We start from the raw sequence: 18,426 nt of genomic DNA on the forward strand, positions 1-18,426 counted from the left end.
ATCATCTACTAACAGATAAGAATGGAATCTACCGACCAACAGTTGAGTTCGTCCCACCCCTCGGATTCAATTGTTCTGAACCATCAACCGAGTGAAGATCGCTCACAGACAAGCCCTGCTCTCGACTACGAACGCGTCTCTACTCCGGTATTGATTATCGGAGCTGGAGCAGCGGGTGCCAGGACTGCCATCGAATTGGCCAAGCACGATGTGGTACCGCTAGTAGTCGGAAAGCGCGACCATGGCGATGCTCACACGACGTTGGCTGCCGGCGGAATCAATGCTGCCCTCGGGAACCGTGATCCCGAAGATGATTGGCGGATACACGCCGCGGATACGCTGAAAGAAGGTCATTTCATCAACGACCCAGACGGCGTAGAGACGGTCACGAACGCGATGCCCGATCATATCCGAGAACTCGAAAAGTGGGGAATGCCGTTCAACCGAACTGAGAGCGGGGAGATCGAACAGCGGTATTTCGGCGCCCAGTCGTTCCGTCGGACGTGTTTCGTCGGCGACCGGACTGGCAAAGCCATGCTTGAGACGTTGGTTTCGAAAGCCCAAGTGTTGGAAATCCCGTATCGGGAGAACGTGATGATCACGAGGCTCCTCTCGGATGGTGAGCGCGTCTATGGTGCCGTCGGCTACGACATGGACGACGGTCACTTTCTCCGCTTCGAGGCGCATGCGGTCGTGCTCGCAGCAGGTGGCTACTCGGGGCTCTACAACCGCCACTCTTCGCGCACCGACGAGAACAACGGCGACGGCGCAGCGCTCGCGTACGATGCCGGCGCGCGCTTGATGGATATCGAATTCGTCCAGTTCCATCCAACCGGTATGATCGGAGATCGCTACGGCGAAGACTGGGACGGTCGGCTCGTCACCGAAGCCGTTCGTGGTGAGGGCGGGCGGCTATTCAATGCCGAGGGTGAGCGGTTCATGGAAAAATACTCGCCCGAACAGATGGAACTCGACGCTCGCGACGTGGTGGCTCGAGCGATCGCTCAGGAAATCCGCGAAGGCAGAGGCACCGAAAATGGTGGTGTCTACCTCGATATCTCCCACAAAGACCGGGAGTTTCTCCAGGAACGGCTGCCCCGGATGTACACACGCTTTGCAGAGCTAGACGTCGACATGGCAGAAGCACCAGTAGAAGTCGCTCCAACAGCTCACTACTCGATGGGTGGAGTCGAAGTCGACTTCGAGACTGGAGCGACCTCCATCGAGAATCTTTATGCTGTCGGTGAGACCATTGCGGGGATCCATGGAGCGAACCGTCTTGGAGGCAACTCGCTCGCGGAAACCGTTGTGCTGGGAAAGGTCGTAGGCAATCACCTTGCGAGTGAATCGTACATTGGTACCCCGACACTGCCAGAGTCACAGCAACGCGTAGCCGGCAAACACTTCCGAGTCCTCGAATCACTCAGCGGCAAAGGGAGAGAGGATCCCCAAGAGGTTCTTCAGGCGCTCGGTGATGTCTTGGAAGAGACTGCGGGCATCATCCGGACCGAGGAAAACACGACCAAAGGTTTCGAGTGCCTCGAAGCACTGAGCGAGAGGGCGAACGACCTTATGATCGGCGGACGGACCAGCCGTTCGTTTGAGTACGCAATCGACCTCAGGTTCTCTCTGACTGTTGCCGAGCTGGTTCTCAGAGGTGCCCGTGAGCGCACCGAATCGCGCGGTGCTCACTTCCGGTCGGATCATCCGGAGCAAAGCGAGGCTTGGTGTAAGAACATTACCTATAGACAGACCGAGGAAGGTATGATGATCGACACGACGACTCCGGGAAAGCCTTCAGATCCGGTCCGTCAAGCGCTCGACGAGGGTTACGAATTGGACTATCATCAACTCGAGTAGCATCAGACTCCGTTCGTTGTTGTAGAAATCAACAGCCGTTGCCGTATGGGGTTGATGGCGGTAACCGCTTGGAAGAGAATACGGCCGGATTCAGATACTGCAGGCATTAGGTGGAAAGATTATCCACAACGAAGTCGGGAACTCCCTCTAGTATAACCTGATAGCGACCGTCTCAGTACCATGGCTCAAGAAGGTGTGACAGTCGAACGAGCCGAGGATTGGAAAACACTCCAACGACTCCTGTACCGAGATTCGTGGAACGAAGATATCGATCGTCATCGCTCGTCAAACGTTTTCCGCGGTCACTCGGACCGGGAGTACACACTCACGACGTCGCTCCAGCGGTTTGTGGGTGACTCTGGTCAGTGGGATCTCGAACTCCGGCTTCTGCGCAACTTCAACAAATATGCCCAACAGTACATCGATGAGCCAGAATCCTTCTACCATCTTTGGTCACTCGCGCAGCACCACGGGCTGCCGACACAGTTACTCGACTGGACGTATTCACCGATGGTAGCAACGTTCTTCGCGACCGGCGGTGCTCGCGATGTGGACGGTGAAATACTCGTCGTCGATTACGCAGCAGCTCACGAACTAATTCCGAATGTCTACCGAACAGTGCTCGAGCAGGCAGACACCGAGATGTTCGATGTTGACCTCGCTGAATCCGGGACTAACCAACTTCTTCAGGAATCTCGCGAGAGTAAAAGCAACGATCGCATCCGAGCGGGGTCGCTGGATCTCTTCGAACTTTTCGAGCTGTATATGGAGATGACTGATAACCATTCCGAGCCATACGTTTGGTTTTTCGAGCCGCCACCAATCGACCAACGAATAGCGAATCAGTCCGGAGTTCTCGCGGGATGGTTTCCAACTGATCCGTGGCAACCGATGGATGAATGGCTCGAAACCCATCCAGAATTCTTCAGGAGAATCATAATCCCTGCCGAGCGAAAACAAGAATTCCGTGACAAACTTGATCGTGCAAATATTAACGATCGGACGCTCTTTCCTGGTCTGGATGGGTTAGCAATGTGGCTAACTGAGTATTATAAACCGACCAAGACAAACAATCCATAGCCAACTTTCGGAAATACTTCTGAATTTGTAGTGTGATCGGAATTTAACTGCCATAATTTGCTCCCGTCTTCCACGATTGCATCGGTGATACACGGATTCCTTTTCGTTTGGGAGGTCTGAATGAGTAACAAAGTACCAAAACAACTCGGAAGTTAGTCGTCGGAATTGCTCCCGAGGAAGAATAGTGCTGCACCGAGTATAACGAGATTCTTAAGGAAATGAATCCTCTGTTGATCGCGTTGATCTCCTTCCATATTCCAGAAGTCGTGCATCTGTGGCGTAACCGCGATAAACCACGTTATGACTGCCCCTGGCGATAGCTGTCTGAATCGACCCAATGCGATGCCAAGTGCACCGAATAGTAGCATCCCACTTGAAAACGGCACAAGCTTCTCGGCTTCTGGGACGTTCATCGATTCAGCGTATGCAATACTCCCCTTCATGTCTCGGAAGTTATCGAGCGCCATGTACGCAAGTACCCCACCGAATAATGTGCGCCCAAGGTTCGCAACCGAGAGGTCAGTCTTTGAACTACCCATTAGATTTTCACCACCGCGTAGAACGGCTATCGATCCCTGTGTCAATAAATAGCATAGAAAATTCTGACGCGTAGTGAGTTTTCAATTGCGCTATAGACGCCTGCTCTCATTGGACTCGCTTCACTTACGGTCCTGTTCGTCGGTTTCGCGGCATACGAGACGCGCTATTCCGAGGATCGGCGGAGCGTTTGCATAAGGCCACGCGAGTAGCCATCGATCGCGTGCTCAAGCACATCGAGGTATTGTTCTTGGCCTGTTTCTCGCGGATGGTGACGAATTCGGTGTTCTGTTCCGAACGCTGGACCGTTTCGAAGAGTTGGCGGCTTGTATTCGCGGCTTAGCCGGAATTCGACTGTAGCAGTTTGATCCCACGTTCGACGATCGCGTCGGTGATGAAGAGACTCGTTTCCGTTTGAAGCCTCCGCATGAGCAATGCTGCATCATCGTTTGATACTACATCGCGATGATACGCAAGTGCAACCACGCCAATCGAACCATGGACTTCGATATTCTGTTCCTGAGCGAATTCTCGTGCTGCCAGGTCGTCGGTGAGAAAGACGACATTGTCTCGTTCGAGGACTACTGCTAGCGCCGCTCGCTCACCTGCGTCTAGTTCAGCAGCGCTCTCGACTGGTTGTGCAACCTCGACCCGTTCCCACTCAAGATCTGAAAACTCAGGTGGGATCCCACCTTCTTCGAGTTCTACATACACTGTTTCTGGAATCAGTAGCTCGTCGATTGCCATCAGCAAGTCGAGTGCGTCGATTTCTGCAAGGTGTATAAGTGGGCCAGTATCCGCGACCGCAACAATTGTCACGTGTTCAGACCCCAGTCGACATCCTCTTCAACGACTGCTGCTTCGCGATCGGCTCGCTGGACTTTTTCGAATCCAACTAGTTCAATCGCCTCCTCGCGAGATAGCTCACCGTCGATGTACTTCCCGAGGACGACGTTCTCCCAGAGGTCTGCGATTCCGAGTTCAAGGGCTTGCTCGAAAACCTCCGACTCAGGAACTCCTCGTGCCTCGGCGATTTCACGGACACGATCGGAGATTTCAGCTGCCATAGTAGAAGATATGCGTCGCATCACTTAAGCATCAACGTCAGTCGTGGTTCGACGCGAATTAACTCGATAGATCCAATCACGTATTTCCGACCACAGACGCGGTGGCCGGTACTACCTTTCCCCCTCCCGCTGGCTTGTAGCCGATAGATGCCGATAGATGCCGATACAATTACCGTACTTACGAGTAGCCGTACGGCGTCTGTCCCGAACTGTGTCAATTCGGGACGTCCACGACCGCGTTCGTGGTGGTGTTCGTGATAGATTCGTATCCCTCTCGGGTGTTATTTTGTCCCGACCACGTTACTCTCCGGCAACCTCGTCTGTGGTCGGATTACCGTCCGTGTCGTTGTTCGTGACCTCACCGGGCAGTTCCACATCGGCTTTAAGGACAAGACGAGTCTCCTGGTAGCTCAATCCGTCTTTGGATCGCTGGCGTTTGATCTTCCCGAGACGGCCATTCGAGAGTTCATGCATTGCATCTATCGTCCGCCGGGCAAGTTCCTGACTGTACTTCTTGCTCACACCAGACTCTTTCAGGCGAATCCAATCAGCCAGCTCTGACGCATCAAGGTAGGCTCGGATCTCTCCACTGCCCGTCGACCAGAGTGAATAGCGACCAGTATCGTCATGTTCGCGCCACGCCTTACTTGCGAGTTCGTCGGGTTTGCGATTCGTGACGGAGGCGAGCATCTTGTCGTCATACCGGGAAAGTCGCTGAATCGGGAGGAGATCCGCTGTTGAGTGAGCAACGGCACCACCGCGACCGAGGGAGTCTTCCTCACCGGGGAGTCGGAAGTGGGTGTTGCCATCGTCTTTTGTAATGCGTTCGAGTTTGTTGCCATCGACAGTGATCCGCTCTTTGTCAACGTTGTCGGCGAGCAAGTGGGCACCTTTCTCGAACTCGCGGGCTTGCAACTCGTCGATGCGTTCGCCAGCGGACTGCGTTTTGCGGGCAAGTGCCTTTCTGTGGGCTTTCGCTTTGGCTGCCTTGTCTTCTCTGGCATCGACTCGTTGTTCGAGCTCATCGATTCGCTCCTCTTTCTCGGCCACTTCTGCTTCGAGGTCATCAACACGGTCAGTGAGCGATTGGACGTGCTTGGCGAGGTCGCTGATCGAGACATTTTCGAGCGTGGACGCTCCGGACGTGGTGGTCTCACTCATTGGCAGGCACCTCCACTCTGGCCGCAGTGTCCTCTGCTGGCGTGGAGAGGCGTAGGAGGTGGGCGATGGTAGTGAGCGAACCGATACTACCGGTCGTCGTGTCAGTGGCGGTGTGAGTGTACTCGAGAACAGTCATGGCAGAATTGGGCTGACTGGTGCAGTGGAAGGTGGGATACTGTAGTTCGTCTTGTGCCGTCGTGGTGATCGGTGGAGCTGTCAGAACAATGTGTGGTGCACAGCGTGTCGGTGCGTTCGTCTCTTTGACAGTGCAAATCGTCCGTGGCAACTCGGTCGTGGTGATGCGAACGCAGTCATTCGTCACTGGACATTCGTTGCGCCAAGCAGTTTGGACTCAGCCTTCCGGAGGTGTTCGAGTAGTGTTGTTTTTGTAACCTCCAATTCATCGGCCATTTCTCGGGTTGTCGTTTCTCGCGGCCACGAATAGTAACCCATGTCCTTGGCGAGCAGGAAAACCTCGCGTTGTCGCTTTGACAGTCGTACCGAGTCGGCCGTCCCATTAGCTCCGAATTCCGGTTCCGACATGATTTTCGTCACTGTGATCTCAGCCGATTTTTCCTCACGAAGGAAATCGAGACGTCGTCTGACTGATTTACGGTCAGCGGTCACGAAGACCGGCCAGTATTCCTTTCCATCGTAAACCCTGACAGGGGCATCATGCATGAACCCCATAGAGAGTAAGGCGTCACTCATGCTATTCTGTGGATCATACTTGACGAACAGCTCGCGTGTTGTATTTCCGAGACTCGAGCGCTGGCTGGTGAAATCATGCCGTTTTTTCATCACGACGACGGATTCAGTGAGATCAAGGTCACGCGCGATCTCAACCAGTCTCTCGATTTCTTCCGTATTATCTGCGTACGCAGTAAAATGTCCTTTAACAGCGTCGCCTGGCGAGTTATACACGGTATGGGCGATAAGCCCACAATCGGTCTGCTTGGTTGCAATAAGTGTCCAGCAATCGGGATGCTCGATTTCAAGCGTCATCCGTGTTGCCTCTTTTTCTTGAAATCCATTGCCAACTATTGCCATACCACATGTACGGAATCACTACATACTAATAAAGCCCCCTACCATGGGAGGCTTCAAACCAACGATGATAGCAAATTAGATGCTTTTCGATCAGATTTTGGGGCCAATACTTACTGGCGATCGCTGTAATCCCAGGCTACAGTGATCACATAAGAGGAATAGAGAAGTGTTAGCTTTAACCCGTTCATGGAAGCCAATTGCATCATAGAGAATGCCACGTTATTAGTGGTAGAGATGGAAACAGACCTCCTTGTTGAAACTATCGACACTCATACGGCAGGTGAACCGACGAGAATACTCACCAGCGGTTTCGACGTCTCTGTTCTGGTGGAATCAGATGTAGAGGCGAGTCGCAACGCATTCAGAGAGGAGTACGATTGGCTCCGGAGATTTTTGGTTCAGGAACCTCGTGGACACTCTAACATGTTTGGTGCCGTTCCAGTGTTCAATACCGGGGAGTATTCCGATTTTGGCTTATTCTTCTTTGATAATCAAGGATACCTCGATATGTGTGGCCACGGAACGATTGGCGCAGTAACGGCATTGATCGAAACCGGGCAATTACCGGAGCAGACTGAATACAAAATCGAAACACCCTCCGGCATCGTAACGGCTGAACCAACAGTTATCGATAACCGAGTCCAGTCGGTTCAGATCGACAATGTCCCATCGCACGTACTCGGATCAATTACAATTGATCTCCCAAACGTTGGATCTGTTGACGTGGATCTCGTCTATTCGGGGAACGTTGTCGCGTTAGTTGATGCAGCCCAGTTCGAATTCGGAGTTGACCGTGCTGATCTTGAAATGATCCGCGAATACGGGTCTACTCTAAAACAAGCACTTAACACTAAGGAAATTCTATCAGAAAATAGACTATCCACTACCTCGGTTTCTTTGGTTGAGTTTTATGAACAGCGGCCGGATGTGGACCGCAACGCCGTCGTGTTTGCAAATGGATCGGTTGATCGATCACCCTGTGGTACGGGAACGTGCGCGAAGATCACTCTTCTCCACGACGAAGGAACACTTTCAGAAGGAGAACCCTATCAGTATGAGGGTATCATTGGGGGAGTCTTCACTGGTACAATCAAGAATGTCGAACAAGGTGACGAAGGCACGGTGATTCACCCCGCTGTCAGTGGAAGAGCTTCTATCACTGGGAAGCATATGTTTCTGCGAACCCCGGACGATGAACTTGACGGGTTTCAAATGCGCCAATAGCCTCAGGATCAATAATTCGACGTCTGCTGATCGACCTCGCGGTTTCCACTAGCCTTGAACCACTGCTCGAGCGGCAAAGAGCAGATTCTCCTTTCGCTCACGAACGCGTCGATAAAAGTACAGTAGCCATCGCGATCCGAAGGGCACGTACTGATAGACGTCAATTCCTTCATTCGCGAGATTCTGTTGAGCATCCTCACGTACACCCATGAGCATTTGTATCTCATACGGTGTTCCGTAGTTCTCGTAGAGTCCGCGAGCGTATTCGATCATCGCAGGATCGTGACTTCCAACTGCGATACCACCCTCGCGGTGCTTAAACGCATCTTTGAGCAACGTCCGGTACGCTTCGTCGACGCGAGATTTATCCTTGTACGCAATCGACTTCGGTTCGTCATACGCTCCCTTGACGAGCCGAATCTTTCCCGGGACGGTAGCGAGACGGTTAAGATCGTCACGGGTTCGCTTGAGATTTGCTTGGAGGCAGATACCAACGCCTCCATTATATTCGTGAGCAAATTTCTCATAAGCGTCTATAGTCACATCTGTCGTCTTGTAATTCTCCATGTCGACCCAGACGAACACTTCGTGCTCGGCTGCATAGTCGATAATTCGGCCGAGGTTTGACTCGAACTCTTCGGCGGAGATTTCCAAGCCGATCTGTGACGGTTTAACCGACACACAAGCATTCACACCCGAGATCGCGATCTCATCGACGAGTGAACAGTATGCGTTCGTATCTGCAATCGCTTCCTCAGGATTGTCGTGGTGCTCTCCGAGCAGGTTGAGGATTGTGCTAATATCGTCGTTTTCGTTTTGTGCTGCATGGTCGATCGCTATTGGTGGTGATTCACCTGCGACGAATCTGTTCGCTATCGGTGGGATCATTGTTCCTTATTTTGCTACGGAACCTCCCCCTATAATCTCAAACCCTACCAAAACATTCTCTAGGTCTAAAAATGGAATAAACGAGCTAGCAGATCAATGTCTTCGAAGTTTCTTAATCACTGGATGCCAAGATGCATCATATATTGATGATAGTGATGTTCTGGAGACGGCACTTTCCCATCACGTCCTGACGCATCGCGATTTGAGCGGACGAAACGGATCACTTCCAATTTTCTCGTTGTGGGTGGGATTTTCTTAACAACCATATGGTGGTTTGCCTGCCTCATCCCCTATTCCGTGCCAAATCATCTACACGGTTTCACATTCAATGTATGCCGACCATGGTCGCCTGTTTTTATATTATACCTCTTTACCGGTGTTTACATGGACTGATAATGTCTAACACAGACTCCAGAACAGTACGAGAACAGTGGGGAAGCCGATTCGGCTTTCTCATGGCGATGCTCGGCGCTATGGTCGGCGCGGGAAACATATGGCGAATGCCGTTCACGACCGGCGAGAATGGGGGTGGTGCGTTCCTCGTGGTGTACACCATCCTCCTGTTCCTCATCGCCGTTCCCGGCCTGATGGCCGAGACGGTGTTCGGGTCGTACACGAACCGCGGCGTCATCGGGGCGTTCAAATCCGCCTTCGGCGAAGGTCGGGCGGAAGGACTCGGGTTGGTCGTCGTCATCGTGAATATCGCCCTAATGTCCTACTACGCGCCCATCATCGGGTGGACGATGTACTACGCGGCTAACTCGCTTCTCCTGACCTTTTCACAAGAGGGCTTCGCGTCGGGGGCGTTCTGGTCGTCGTTCTCCGGGTCGCCGATGCTCACCGTCGGAATGGACACCATCGCGATAGCGGCGACAGGTGGCGTGCTCCTGTTCGGTATCAAGGACGGCATCGAGCGCGTCGTCAAATGGATGATTCCGTTCCTCGTCCTCGCGCTCATCGCGGTGGGAATCAAGGGACTCACGCTTCCCGGTGCAATGGATGGACTCGCATTTGCGTTCACCCCGAAATGGGAGTACCTCGTGAAGCCCTCTACGTGGATCGCCGCGCTCGGACAGGCGCTGTTCTCGACCGGTCTGGGCTGGGGGATTGCACTCACCTTCGGGAGTTACCTCAGCAAGAACGACGACGTGCCCCTTGGTGGTGGCGTGTTCACCGCCATCGGCAACACGAGCATCGGTCTGCTCGCCATCTTCGCCACCTTTCCGGCGGTGTTCGCGTTCGGCCTGGAACCGAGTGCCGGTTCCCAGCTAGCGTTTGTCGCGCTCCCCAACGTGTTTCCACAGATGGCCGGTGGTGCGATTTGGGCCATCCTGTTCTTCGTCGGCTTCCTGTTCGCGACGTTCTCATCGGGACTCGCTATTACCGAGGTGGCCGTGACGACAGTCACCGAGGAGACCCGACTGAGCCGTCGGAATGCCGTGCTCGCCGTCATCGGGATCATCTGGCTGCTCAGCCTTCCCAGCGCCTACTCCGCCGAGTTCCTCGGCGTGATGGACTTCATGTTCGGGAACTGGGGACTGCCGCTCGCGACCTTGCTCATCGTCCTGACCGTCGGGTGGAAACTCGAAGCCGAACCGATGCGCGTCGTCGCGCTCAATCGTAACTCCGACATCCACGTCGGTCGGTGGTGGGTCGGCATCATCAAGTTCGTCATTCCGGCGGTGATGGCGGGTATCATGGCCTATTACGTCGTGACGAACATCGCCACATCGCTCGTCCAGACGGCGGGCGGTCTCGTGCTGATGGCTGCCCTTCTCGTCGGATCCGTCATTATCATGGGTGCACTTCGCGGCCGTGGAGAAACGAGAGAAACGCCGGATGCCACAGCGAGAGGAGGTGACTGAGATGGCACTCTCGATGACTACTTGGATCGTCATGCTCGGCACAATCGTCGTTCTCTGGGGAACAGCCACGTGGGCGCTCATTCGCTCTCTGCGTGACGAGGATGAGAAACTCGAACTGCTGGACAAACAGGGCGAAATCGACACTTATTCCCCTCGTTCGATGGCGGAGCTTCGCGAGTGGATACAAGCGAATCCCGGGAACAAACACGCGTCGGAGGCCCGTTCGCGGTACAACGAATGCGTCGAGACACTCAAGCGAATCGATACGACATTCTACGACTGGAACCAGAGTGAGATCGACGGGCTGGAAAAGCTTTGACATCCTCCCCGCGCTAAAGCGCGAGGATTCCCCCGATTTGGGATATTACGGTTCGCGGTTAACGACTTGTTCTCGCGGGGCGAACCGGCCCTCGCTACAATCGAACAAGCGCACCGCTGGCTGTGCCAACCAGCCGTTATCCCTATCTCCCCCATCACAGGCGAGATTCGGGAGTACTTTTTGCCTGATATTCTCCGCACCATTACTGTCGGCGTTCGCGACCAATCCACACTCACAGACGTACAAGCCTCGCTGGACGCGCTGGCGGTCGGCAGACCGACCACACGTTGAACACGTTTTCGACGTATTGCGCTCGGACTTCGTGATGACTGCAATACCGCGTTCTTCGGCCTTGTAGTCAAGCATCGACGTGAAACGGTCGAACGCCCATCCATGCAAGTCGAGATTGCCGTGTTTACCCCAATTGCGAGCGTCGCCGTTCTCGTCCTCGCGGATACCGCCGAGGTCACCAACAACAATCGTCCCGACACCTCTTTTGATACACTCAGATACGATGTCCTTCGAGAGCGTGTGCAAGAAGTGAGTCCGGCGGTCGGTGCGCTTGGTGTCGAGACGGCGGGCTTCGCGTGACGCTGAATCGTCCGTCTCGGCGCGCTTATTAGCGAAGTAGTATTCGTCCGCTTTGAGCGCCCCACCGGGATACAACACGGACTCATCGCCGTACGAGACGGTGGCGAGGTTGCAGATACCAAGATCGATGCCTGCCACGCCGTCACCGGGCGATTCGGCTTCGTCAATCGAGACGCGACAGACGAAATGCAACCGCCAGATGCCGTGTTCGTACACTGCCCGAACCTGCTGAACGTTCTCGATGGTTCGGCCTGACGGGCCGATAGCGTCGTACTCGCACAGAACGAAGTCCGACCACTCCTCTTTGAGGTTCTTGCCTTTCGAGAGACGGACTCGGTTGTTGTGCCTGTCGTGCTTGAAGCCCGCGGCTTTGAACGTGATTGTTGACCGTGGGTGGTCGTCGTTGTGTTTGCGGTAGCCGGGCGGATTCGCGTTCTCGTCCCCGTTTCGGCGCTTTCCGTGCCAACTGGTGAACGCCTCACCGAGTTCTTGAAGAACTCGTTGACTCGACTGAGAATGGAGGTCGGCGTAGCGTTCGTGGTTCTTGAGGTAGGCCATAAGCGCGTTAGCGTCGGGAATCTGGCCGCAGGCGTCCCAGACTCGTTGGGCTGTCCATCGGCCAACGTTCCAGAGCTTGCTGGCGGCGAATCCGAGCGAATCGAGGTCGTTGCGTACCTGCGAGTAGTTGCAGATACGGGCGCGATAGGTTCGCGTAACGACCTGTTTCGCCATACGTAACCTATGTCAATACAAATACTTATACCTGCGTAGTGTGGGGTGAAAGTGAAACAATCGGTGGAATATCCGGCCCTGCTATCGGCGGCAGTTTCTGGGTACTTTGTCGGATTCATCCCCGCCTCAAGGACGGGGCTTTCTCCTCAAATCTCCGTAAGATTTGATGTAAGTGGTTCCTTCTATGGTCGGGTGGGGATATTATAGACTCTACTGCAAGGCTATGAGTACAGTGACATCCAACCAAAACTGTCCGGCCTGTCAGGCACCGACTCACGATATCGATGGTATCGAACGGTGTATCAAATGTAACTGGGTCTACCCACAGGGGGCAGACTAACTATCACAAAATGGAACTACTGGAAAGAAATGTACTCAGACTCCTATATCAACATGGTTCGTTGCACGTTAGCGATATTGTTGGACAGTCTGTCGCCCATCCCTTGCAAGTCGAAAGGTGCTGTGAATGTCTCTTTCATCACGGCCTCATCACTACAGATAGTTGTGGGACGTATCGTCTTTCTCAGAAGGGCTATCGCGAATACCAAACCCTTGAGACAGATAAAGATTCAACTGATTGACGCAACACAAAGATTTTGACTGTCGAGCGTCTCGACCAGTGAGAGAATATCGCTTTCTGTACTTCGCAACTGCATCGCATTCATCTCATCTCCCGTGAGAACAAATAACAGAGAAACGTCCGTTGTCTAACGATTAGGAGCTGTTTTGGGTCTTGATATCTGCGGATAACCCCTGTGCCATCTGTATCTCTTTGGAATTGTTGAGCGTCCACGCAGTGCGCTCGGTAACGGCCTCAATGACTTCACGGGCGGACGGGTAGCCGTTACCGGATTTTTTAACACCACCGAATGGGAGCTGAACTTCCGCACCAATGCAGGGGAGGTTTCCGTATGCGAGTCCGACTTCCGCGTTGTCGCGATAGTAGTTGATCTCTCGATAATCTTCCGAGATGATTGCACCAGCTAGTCCGTAGTCGGTGTCATTCTGGATCTCGACTGCACGGTCGATATCACCTGAATATTGGAGGAGTGCGACGTGCGGACCAAACACTTCCTCTTGAATACACCGGAGTTCATCGGTAGGAGTGGCTTCATAGACGAAGGGTCCGATCCAGTGTCCGTTTTCATGGTCATCAGGAATTTCGTCTACATCGAGTTCCGTTCGATCGACGAGCACGTTCACACCTTCTTGCTTTGCGAGTTCATTATACTCTGTGACCTTCTCCTTATGCTCGCTCTCGATTAGCGGCCCCATGAAGGTGCTCTCGTCGAGCGGGTTGCCCACGGCGATTTCCTTCGCGGTTTCGACGAAGCGCTCTTTGAACTCGTCGTAGACGCCTTCGTGGACGACGAGGCGTTCGGAAGAGACACAACGCTGGCCTGTTGTCTTGAACGAAGACATCACCGCCGAGTGGACGGCAATATTGAGATCGGCATTCTCCGTGACGACAATGTTATTCTTCCCACCCATCTCGCAAGCTGCAAGTTTGCCGGGCTCGCCGCCGACCTTCGAGGCGATCTCGTGGCCGACTTCGGCGCTACCAGTAAACAACACGGTATCGACGCGCTGGTCCTCGACGATGGTGTTCCCCGCGTCGCCAAAGCCTTGGATCATGTTGAAGACACCGTCAGGGATGCCCGCCTCTTCGAACATCTCGGCGATTATCTGCCCACACCACGGTGTCTGCTCCGCCGGCTTCCAGACGACCGTGTTGCCCTCAACCAGCGCGACGGCCATGTGCCAGAACGGGATGGCGACCGGGAAGTTCCACGGGGTGATACACCCGACGATGCCTCGGGGTTTCCGTCGCATGGAAGCGTCTTTACTCCCTACCTCAGAGGGAACAATGTCTCCATGGGGGTGCCGAGCCATACCAGCTGCCCACTCAACCATGTGGTAAGCCTCGATGACGTCGGCTTTCCCTTCGGATATCTCCTTGCCACACTCCTTCGTGACGATCTCGCCCAGTTCGTTGGTTCGATCTCGCAACTCGTGGTAGATCTCCCAGAGGTACTCTGCTCGATCAATGTACGAGAGGCCACTCCAGAACTCCTTCGCCTCGTCGGCCGCTGACAGTGCACGATTCACGTCGGATTCGGTACCTTGATAGAACGTCCCAAGTGTCTCTCCTGTTGCTGGATTTTTACTTTCAAACGTGGACTCACTCGAGCCCTCTGTCCACTCTCCATCTACATAGTGCTGATACGGTCGGTTTGTTTGTCTGTTCACAGCAGACGTGCTGTCCTGTGCCAAGTAATAGGGGCACCCGACCATGGGAATTGTACAGGTAGCCCGACCATGGTCGGGTGAGAGTTATTAATAGAGGAACGAACAGAGGAAGATGTATGCAACAGAGTAGCACAGAGCAGAAACCGGGCCCAGCAGGAACGCGGCTTACTCTCAATCTTTGGCATCCAAATTGCTGGGCCATTGGTGCCACCGAACAAGTCGACGGCGCAGGTGTCCTCGCACACGCGATTTACAACACACCAACAACCGAGACCTCTTTTGCAGTCAACGGACTGTTCAGTGTGTTCGGTGAGACGACCAGCGAGGTTGAGAAACTGCTTGCAACCATCGAGAATTCTTCGCATTCCGGTTCAGTACAAGAGTTACAGACTCGGTTCGGCCAGTGTGGTTCCCCAGCACCAGGCAACGTCGTCAGAGAATTCTTCTTGGAGTACAATCCCGGTGATATGATCTGTCCAATATTACTGAAGCACGGCTTTGTTCACAGCGCGCCAGTTCGTATTGAGAACGGTCGTGAGACCTGGCAGGTCGTCTTTGCAGGTGAACGTGATGAGATTACACCGCAACTCGATAAGGTTCGCGCAGAGGGCCCTGCTGAGGTAACCGTTGAGAGTATCGCCAGTGCCGACCCGTCAAACGGAGGGGAAGAACGTCAGCGCAGGCTTGATACGCTTACTCCGACCCAGCGTGAAGTGTTCCAGTTTACACGTAACGAAGGATACTATGAATGGCCTCGGGGTATTTCTACGCGCAAACTCGCGAAGAAGTACGGTCTCTCAAAGACGACGTTCCTCGAACATCTCCGCAAGGCCGAAGCGAAACTGCTTGATCCTTGACCGAAAACGGCTAGGTGAGTGTATTCATACCGTCAGCTACAACTACTCGTCTTTCTTGCTCTATCTGAGATTCATTATTAGTTAGTATTAGCTACTAACATAGACTTGCTCCACTTCTCGGAAGCGGATTCCACGCGGTGGTACGTAGTCGTCTTCTCCTATACTCGTCCCTATCACAGAGATTCACGATGATGCTATTCTCGCGCCAGCAACGTACATTGACGAGTATCATATGACCCCGTTCGATGCTCTCCACGCTGGTCTTGTAGCGACGAAGGGCGAGCAGGTATTCTCGACCGAACTGGATTACGATTCCATTTGGTCTTGATCGGGTACCGCTTGCTCCGTCAAAAATGGACGACTGATTCTATAGTTGGTCCTCGATTTACCGTTTATTAGTATTGGATACTAACGCAAACGAATTTCATTTCTTACCAGTCACTCCCAGGATGGAAGACAAAGAACTCGCCTCTAGAAATGTAATTCCCGCGTTATACGACGGTGCACAGGTACTTGTGCTACATTGTCGATTGATTTGATCACGTGTTTCCGACCACAGACGCGGTGGCCGGTACAACCTCTCCCCCTCCCGCTGGCTTTGAGCCGATAGCCGCCGATACAACTGCCGTACTCACAAGTAGCCGTACCACGTCTGTCCCGAACTGTGTCAATTCGGGGCGTCCACAACCGCGTTTGTATGGGGTTTCGTGTTAGATTTGTGTCCCTCTCGGGGGTGTTTTCGTCCCGACTACGCTACTCTCCGGCAACCGCGTTTGTGGTCGGAGTATCGGTTGTGTTCTCTTCCATGACCTCGCCTGGGAGCTCGACATCTGCTTTCAAGACAAGCCGGGTCTCTTGATAGTGCAACCCATCCTTCGATCGCTTCCGTTTGATCTTCCCGACCCGATTACGTGGTCAGTGAGCGACTGGACATGGTCAACGAGTTGCTGAACGTACCGTGGTACTCGCACATCGTCGGCACCTCTCCCTTCTGGACGCAAACCTTTGTATCCTCTTTCTTTGGATAATTTTCGAGGTGAGAAAAATGAGACCACGATCTTGAAGTTCAGTAAAGTAACAAGAGGAGTCAGTCTTCGGAATGATCTTGGTTGGTAGTCGAAGGGGATACCCTGGCATCAGTCAATGTTTCGATCGTGTCGAGATCGGTTTCCTCCATGAAACTCGTCCAGATCACGGAAAACAAGATACTTAACGCGAACAAGAGTAAGCCAATGATGATTAATTGATATGATCCTTTATACGCCTGCCAGAGCACGAGTAGGATAAGTCCGACACCAATAATGTATACACCGATGTTCATACTAAACGGCCGATTTAGCTCTGGATGGGTATATCGGAGTTTTATTGCTAATGCGAACACCCAAAGGTAGGCGAGAAGCCAGACCGCAACAGAGGCGTTTACCAACGTAACAACGTTTCCGGAGAATAGCCGAGGGATATTAAAGAGAATTGCAGTAACGATAATTGCTGCCCAGGGTGCCTTGGATCGTGGATGGACTTTAGCTAAAAAAGAGGGGAGAAGACCTTCACGAGCCATAGCGTAGATGATACGTGGAATTGCTGCGTACAGGACGATTACTGTTCCAAGCGTCGCTGCAAAACTTGCAATGCCGACGACAATTTCGCCCGATGTCCCAAAGAGGATACCTGCAATCTTGATCTGCGGAGCATTACCCGTATAGATTTGGGGTTGGTTGAGTGGATTTAGTACTGCCATTACTCCAAACCCCATCACTATAGTCATAAAGAGAACTGCAATAACCCCAATTACGCCACCCTTTGGCAGATTCTCCCCAGGTTCAACGATCTCTTCTACAAGCGGAGTTGAGAACTCAAGTCCTACAAATGAGAACACTGCAAGTGCGGTCACAGACGCAATAGCCGAGAATCCTCCTGGTGCGAAGTTCGTAGTATACAGTGAGAGATCCGGAGGACCAGCTTGGCTTAGGCCCGCAAGTGCGCCAATTCCCAAGAGGACGCGAACGCCAACCATGATGATGACGAGAATTATTTCAATGGCAACCGCCAGTCGAAGTCCAGCGATATTCAAGCCGATTGCAATTAAATTAATGATGAGAATCCACAATACCACCGAGCCAAAACCGGTCGACTGGGCCATCGCACTTGCACCAGTGATGAACTCTCCAGATGTTGCAAAGGCTAGTGCTATCCAGTATGCCAGCGCCGTTCCAACCCCAAGTACAATTGCCGTACGCTTATTGATAAATGAGCGCTTTGTGAATTCGAATATTTGACCCGCCTTTGGGAACATTGTTGCGAGTTCAAAATAGGCAAACATGACTAGAACGTTGACTGTAAAACCGATTAGAAGCGCCAGGAAATACCCCGGTCCAGCAGCGCCGAATCCGTTAAAGTTCCCTGCAAACGTTGTGCTAGCGACTACTAGTCCAATAGCCGATGCTGTGACCCCTTTCCAGCCAATGCTTCTTTCTAGTTCCGTATCTCCTTGTTCCTGATTTGCCATCTGGTACCACACCTCTCCTTTCGAAATAGAATTATAAATAATTACTGTATTATCAAGATTATAATTATATCCATAACCATTGCTAGAAAGAGTATGAGATCTCTAATGAATCCTTTCATTTATCGATGAATATAATCACAGAGAGAATTGGAAAACTAAACTCGTAATACACCCCAGTTAGGATTTCGATATTGACTTATCTAGCACACATTGAGATAAAGTAAAATAAAATCGAGATCAAATCTTCTGACAAACGTCGTAGGTCTATAATGTAAAGTATTCGAAGCCCACTGATCGTAGTTCATCCACTGGGAGCAGCACAGTGAATAACGATTCCATCGGTCCCTCAAAATAACACATGTGACCTAAACGATTGGGTTCTCCATCGCCGAAGTAGATAGCCACGACTATTCAAACAAAGTCATCGATCTCTTTGTAT

Annotated in this window: 16 protein-coding genes and 2 pseudogenes; 7 read left to right on the forward strand and 11 right to left on the reverse strand. The window is 52.7% G+C overall.

The window, feature by feature from the left end; translation table 11 throughout:
* Positions 1-21 precede the first annotated feature (21 nt).
* Together AC1XDK_RS25185 and AC1XDK_RS25190 are read left to right on the forward strand one after the other, a co-directional pair.
* Positions 22-1,860 (forward strand): L-aspartate oxidase, encoded by a 1,839-nt coding sequence (locus tag AC1XDK_RS25185; RefSeq protein WP_483352772.1) that lies wholly within the window; start codon positions 22-24, stop codon positions 1,858-1,860.
* A 180-nt stretch (positions 1,861-2,040) separates the two neighbouring features.
* Positions 2,041-2,940 carry an FRG domain-containing protein gene (locus AC1XDK_RS25190; RefSeq protein ID WP_483352773.1) on the forward strand — a complete coding sequence of 300 codons (900 nt, stop codon included), beginning with the start codon at positions 2,041-2,043 and terminating at the stop codon, positions 2,938-2,940.
* Between the two features lie 152 nt (positions 2,941-3,092).
* Here the strand turns inward: AC1XDK_RS25190 and AC1XDK_RS25195 are convergent, their stop codons facing one another.
* The 6 genes from AC1XDK_RS25195 to AC1XDK_RS25220 form a co-directional block, all read right to left on the reverse strand.
* Positions 3,093-3,479 (reverse strand): DoxX family protein, encoded by a 387-nt coding sequence (locus tag AC1XDK_RS25195; protein WP_483352774.1) that lies wholly within the window; start codon positions 3,477-3,479, stop codon positions 3,093-3,095.
* A gap of 337 nt (positions 3,480-3,816) precedes the next feature.
* Positions 3,817-4,296 (reverse strand): PIN domain-containing protein, encoded by a 480-nt coding sequence (locus tag AC1XDK_RS25200; protein WP_483352775.1) that lies wholly within the window; start codon positions 4,294-4,296, stop codon positions 3,817-3,819.
* Positions 4,293-4,544, reverse strand: a complete 252-nt coding sequence (locus tag AC1XDK_RS25205; RefSeq protein WP_483352776.1) for a hypothetical protein — start codon at positions 4,542-4,544, stop codon at positions 4,293-4,295. The genes AC1XDK_RS25200 and AC1XDK_RS25205 overlap by 4 nt, the downstream gene beginning before the upstream one ends.
* A gap of 300 nt (positions 4,545-4,844) precedes the next feature.
* Positions 4,845-5,705 (reverse strand): DUF8008 family protein, encoded by an 861-nt coding sequence (locus AC1XDK_RS25210; RefSeq protein WP_483352777.1) that lies wholly within the window; start codon positions 5,703-5,705, stop codon positions 4,845-4,847.
* The gene (locus AC1XDK_RS25215; RefSeq protein ID WP_483352778.1) at positions 5,698-5,841 is read right to left on the reverse strand and encodes a hypothetical protein; all 144 of its coding nucleotides are present in this window, start codon (positions 5,839-5,841) and stop codon (positions 5,698-5,700) included. The genes AC1XDK_RS25210 and AC1XDK_RS25215 overlap by 8 nt, the downstream gene beginning before the upstream one ends.
* A gap of 182 nt (positions 5,842-6,023) precedes the next feature.
* The gene (locus AC1XDK_RS25220; protein ID WP_483352779.1) at positions 6,024-6,755 is read right to left on the reverse strand and encodes a helix-turn-helix domain-containing protein; all 732 of its coding nucleotides are present in this window, start codon (positions 6,753-6,755) and stop codon (positions 6,024-6,026) included.
* Between the two features lie 186 nt (positions 6,756-6,941).
* Between AC1XDK_RS25220 and AC1XDK_RS25225 the strand changes: the two genes are divergently transcribed.
* On the forward strand, positions 6,942-7,979 hold the full coding sequence (locus AC1XDK_RS25225; protein ID WP_483352780.1) for a proline racemase family protein: 1,038 nt from the start codon (positions 6,942-6,944) through the stop codon (positions 7,977-7,979).
* 48 nt (positions 7,980-8,027) lie between these two features.
* Here AC1XDK_RS25225 and AC1XDK_RS25230 read toward each other — a convergent pair whose 3' ends face one another.
* Positions 8,028-8,867, reverse strand: a complete 840-nt coding sequence (locus tag AC1XDK_RS25230; protein WP_483352781.1) for a proline dehydrogenase family protein — start codon at positions 8,865-8,867, stop codon at positions 8,028-8,030.
* A 395-nt stretch (positions 8,868-9,262) separates the two neighbouring features.
* Between AC1XDK_RS25230 and AC1XDK_RS25235 the strand changes: the two genes are divergently transcribed.
* On the forward strand, positions 9,263-10,732 hold the full coding sequence (locus AC1XDK_RS25235) for a sodium-dependent transporter (RefSeq protein WP_483352782.1): 1,470 nt from the start codon (positions 9,263-9,265) through the stop codon (positions 10,730-10,732).
* On the forward strand, positions 10,707-11,051 hold the full coding sequence (locus tag AC1XDK_RS25240; protein WP_483352783.1) for a DUF8026 family protein: 345 nt from the start codon (positions 10,707-10,709) through the stop codon (positions 11,049-11,051). Before AC1XDK_RS25235 ends, AC1XDK_RS25240 begins: the two co-directional genes overlap by 26 nt.
* A 45-nt stretch (positions 11,052-11,096) precedes the next feature.
* Here the strand turns inward: AC1XDK_RS25240 and AC1XDK_RS25245 are convergent, their stop codons facing one another.
* Positions 11,097-12,374: an RNA-guided endonuclease InsQ/TnpB family protein gene (locus tag AC1XDK_RS25245; RefSeq protein ID WP_483352784.1), complete on the reverse strand. Its 1,278-nt coding sequence runs from the start codon at positions 12,372-12,374 to the stop codon at positions 11,097-11,099.
* A 714-nt stretch (positions 12,375-13,088) separates the two neighbouring features.
* Entirely contained in the window at positions 13,089-14,624 is a 1,536-nt protein-coding gene (locus tag AC1XDK_RS25250) for an aldehyde dehydrogenase family protein (RefSeq protein WP_483352785.1), read from the reverse strand.
* A 116-nt stretch (positions 14,625-14,740) separates the two neighbouring features.
* On the opposite strand from AC1XDK_RS25250, the gene AC1XDK_RS25255 reads away from it, so the two are divergent.
* Positions 14,741-15,481: a helix-turn-helix domain-containing protein gene (locus tag AC1XDK_RS25255; protein ID WP_483352786.1), complete on the forward strand. Its 741-nt coding sequence runs from the start codon at positions 14,741-14,743 to the stop codon at positions 15,479-15,481.
* Between the two features lie 163 nt (positions 15,482-15,644).
* Positions 15,645-15,846: pseudogene (locus AC1XDK_RS25260) on the forward strand (PIN domain nuclease); the annotation flags it as partial.
* A gap of 388 nt (positions 15,847-16,234) precedes the next feature.
* Here the strand turns inward: AC1XDK_RS25260 and AC1XDK_RS25265 are convergent.
* Positions 16,235-16,381: pseudogene (locus AC1XDK_RS25265) on the reverse strand (DUF8008 family protein); the annotation flags it as partial.
* A 187-nt stretch (positions 16,382-16,568) separates the two neighbouring features.
* Positions 16,569-17,987, reverse strand: a complete 1,419-nt coding sequence (locus AC1XDK_RS25270; RefSeq protein WP_483352787.1) for an APC family permease — start codon at positions 17,985-17,987, stop codon at positions 16,569-16,571.
* Positions 17,988-18,426 lie beyond the last annotated feature (439 nt).

It is taken from the genome of Haladaptatus sp. HS23 (genome assembly GCF_056892285.1).

Coding starts and splice junctions, on each gene's coding strand:
- AC1XDK_RS25185 (WP_483352772.1), top strand. CDS start 22: ATGGAATCTACCGACCAACAGTTGAGTTCGTCCCACCCCTCGGATTCA.
- AC1XDK_RS25190 (WP_483352773.1), top strand. CDS start 2,041: ATGGCTCAAGAAGGTGTGACAGTCGAACGAGCCGAGGATTGGAAAACA.
- AC1XDK_RS25195 (WP_483352774.1), bottom strand. CDS start 3,479: ATGGGTAGTTCAAAGACTGACCTCTCGGTTGCGAACCTTGGGCGCACA.
- AC1XDK_RS25205 (WP_483352776.1), bottom strand. CDS start 4,544: ATGGCAGCTGAAATCTCCGATCGTGTCCGTGAAATCGCCGAGGCACGA.
- AC1XDK_RS25210 (WP_483352777.1), bottom strand. CDS start 5,705: ATGAGTGAGACCACCACGTCCGGAGCGTCCACGCTCGAAAATGTCTCG.
- AC1XDK_RS25215 (WP_483352778.1), bottom strand. CDS start 5,841: ATGACTGTTCTCGAGTACACTCACACCGCCACTGACACGACGACCGGT.
- AC1XDK_RS25220 (WP_483352779.1), bottom strand. CDS start 6,755: ATGGCAATAGTTGGCAATGGATTTCAAGAAAAAGAGGCAACACGGATG.
- AC1XDK_RS25225 (WP_483352780.1), top strand. CDS start 6,942: ATGGAAGCCAATTGCATCATAGAGAATGCCACGTTATTAGTGGTAGAG.
- AC1XDK_RS25230 (WP_483352781.1), bottom strand. CDS start 8,867: ATGATCCCACCGATAGCGAACAGATTCGTCGCAGGTGAATCACCACCA.
- AC1XDK_RS25235 (WP_483352782.1), top strand. CDS start 9,263: ATGTCTAACACAGACTCCAGAACAGTACGAGAACAGTGGGGAAGCCGA.
- AC1XDK_RS25240 (WP_483352783.1), top strand. CDS start 10,707: ATGCCACAGCGAGAGGAGGTGACTGAGATGGCACTCTCGATGACTACT.
- AC1XDK_RS25245 (WP_483352784.1), bottom strand. CDS start 12,374: ATGGCGAAACAGGTCGTTACGCGAACCTATCGCGCCCGTATCTGCAAC.
- AC1XDK_RS25255 (WP_483352786.1), top strand. CDS start 14,741: ATGCAACAGAGTAGCACAGAGCAGAAACCGGGCCCAGCAGGAACGCGG.
- AC1XDK_RS25270 (WP_483352787.1), bottom strand. CDS start 17,987: ATGGCAAATCAGGAACAAGGAGATACGGAACTAGAAAGAAGCATTGGC.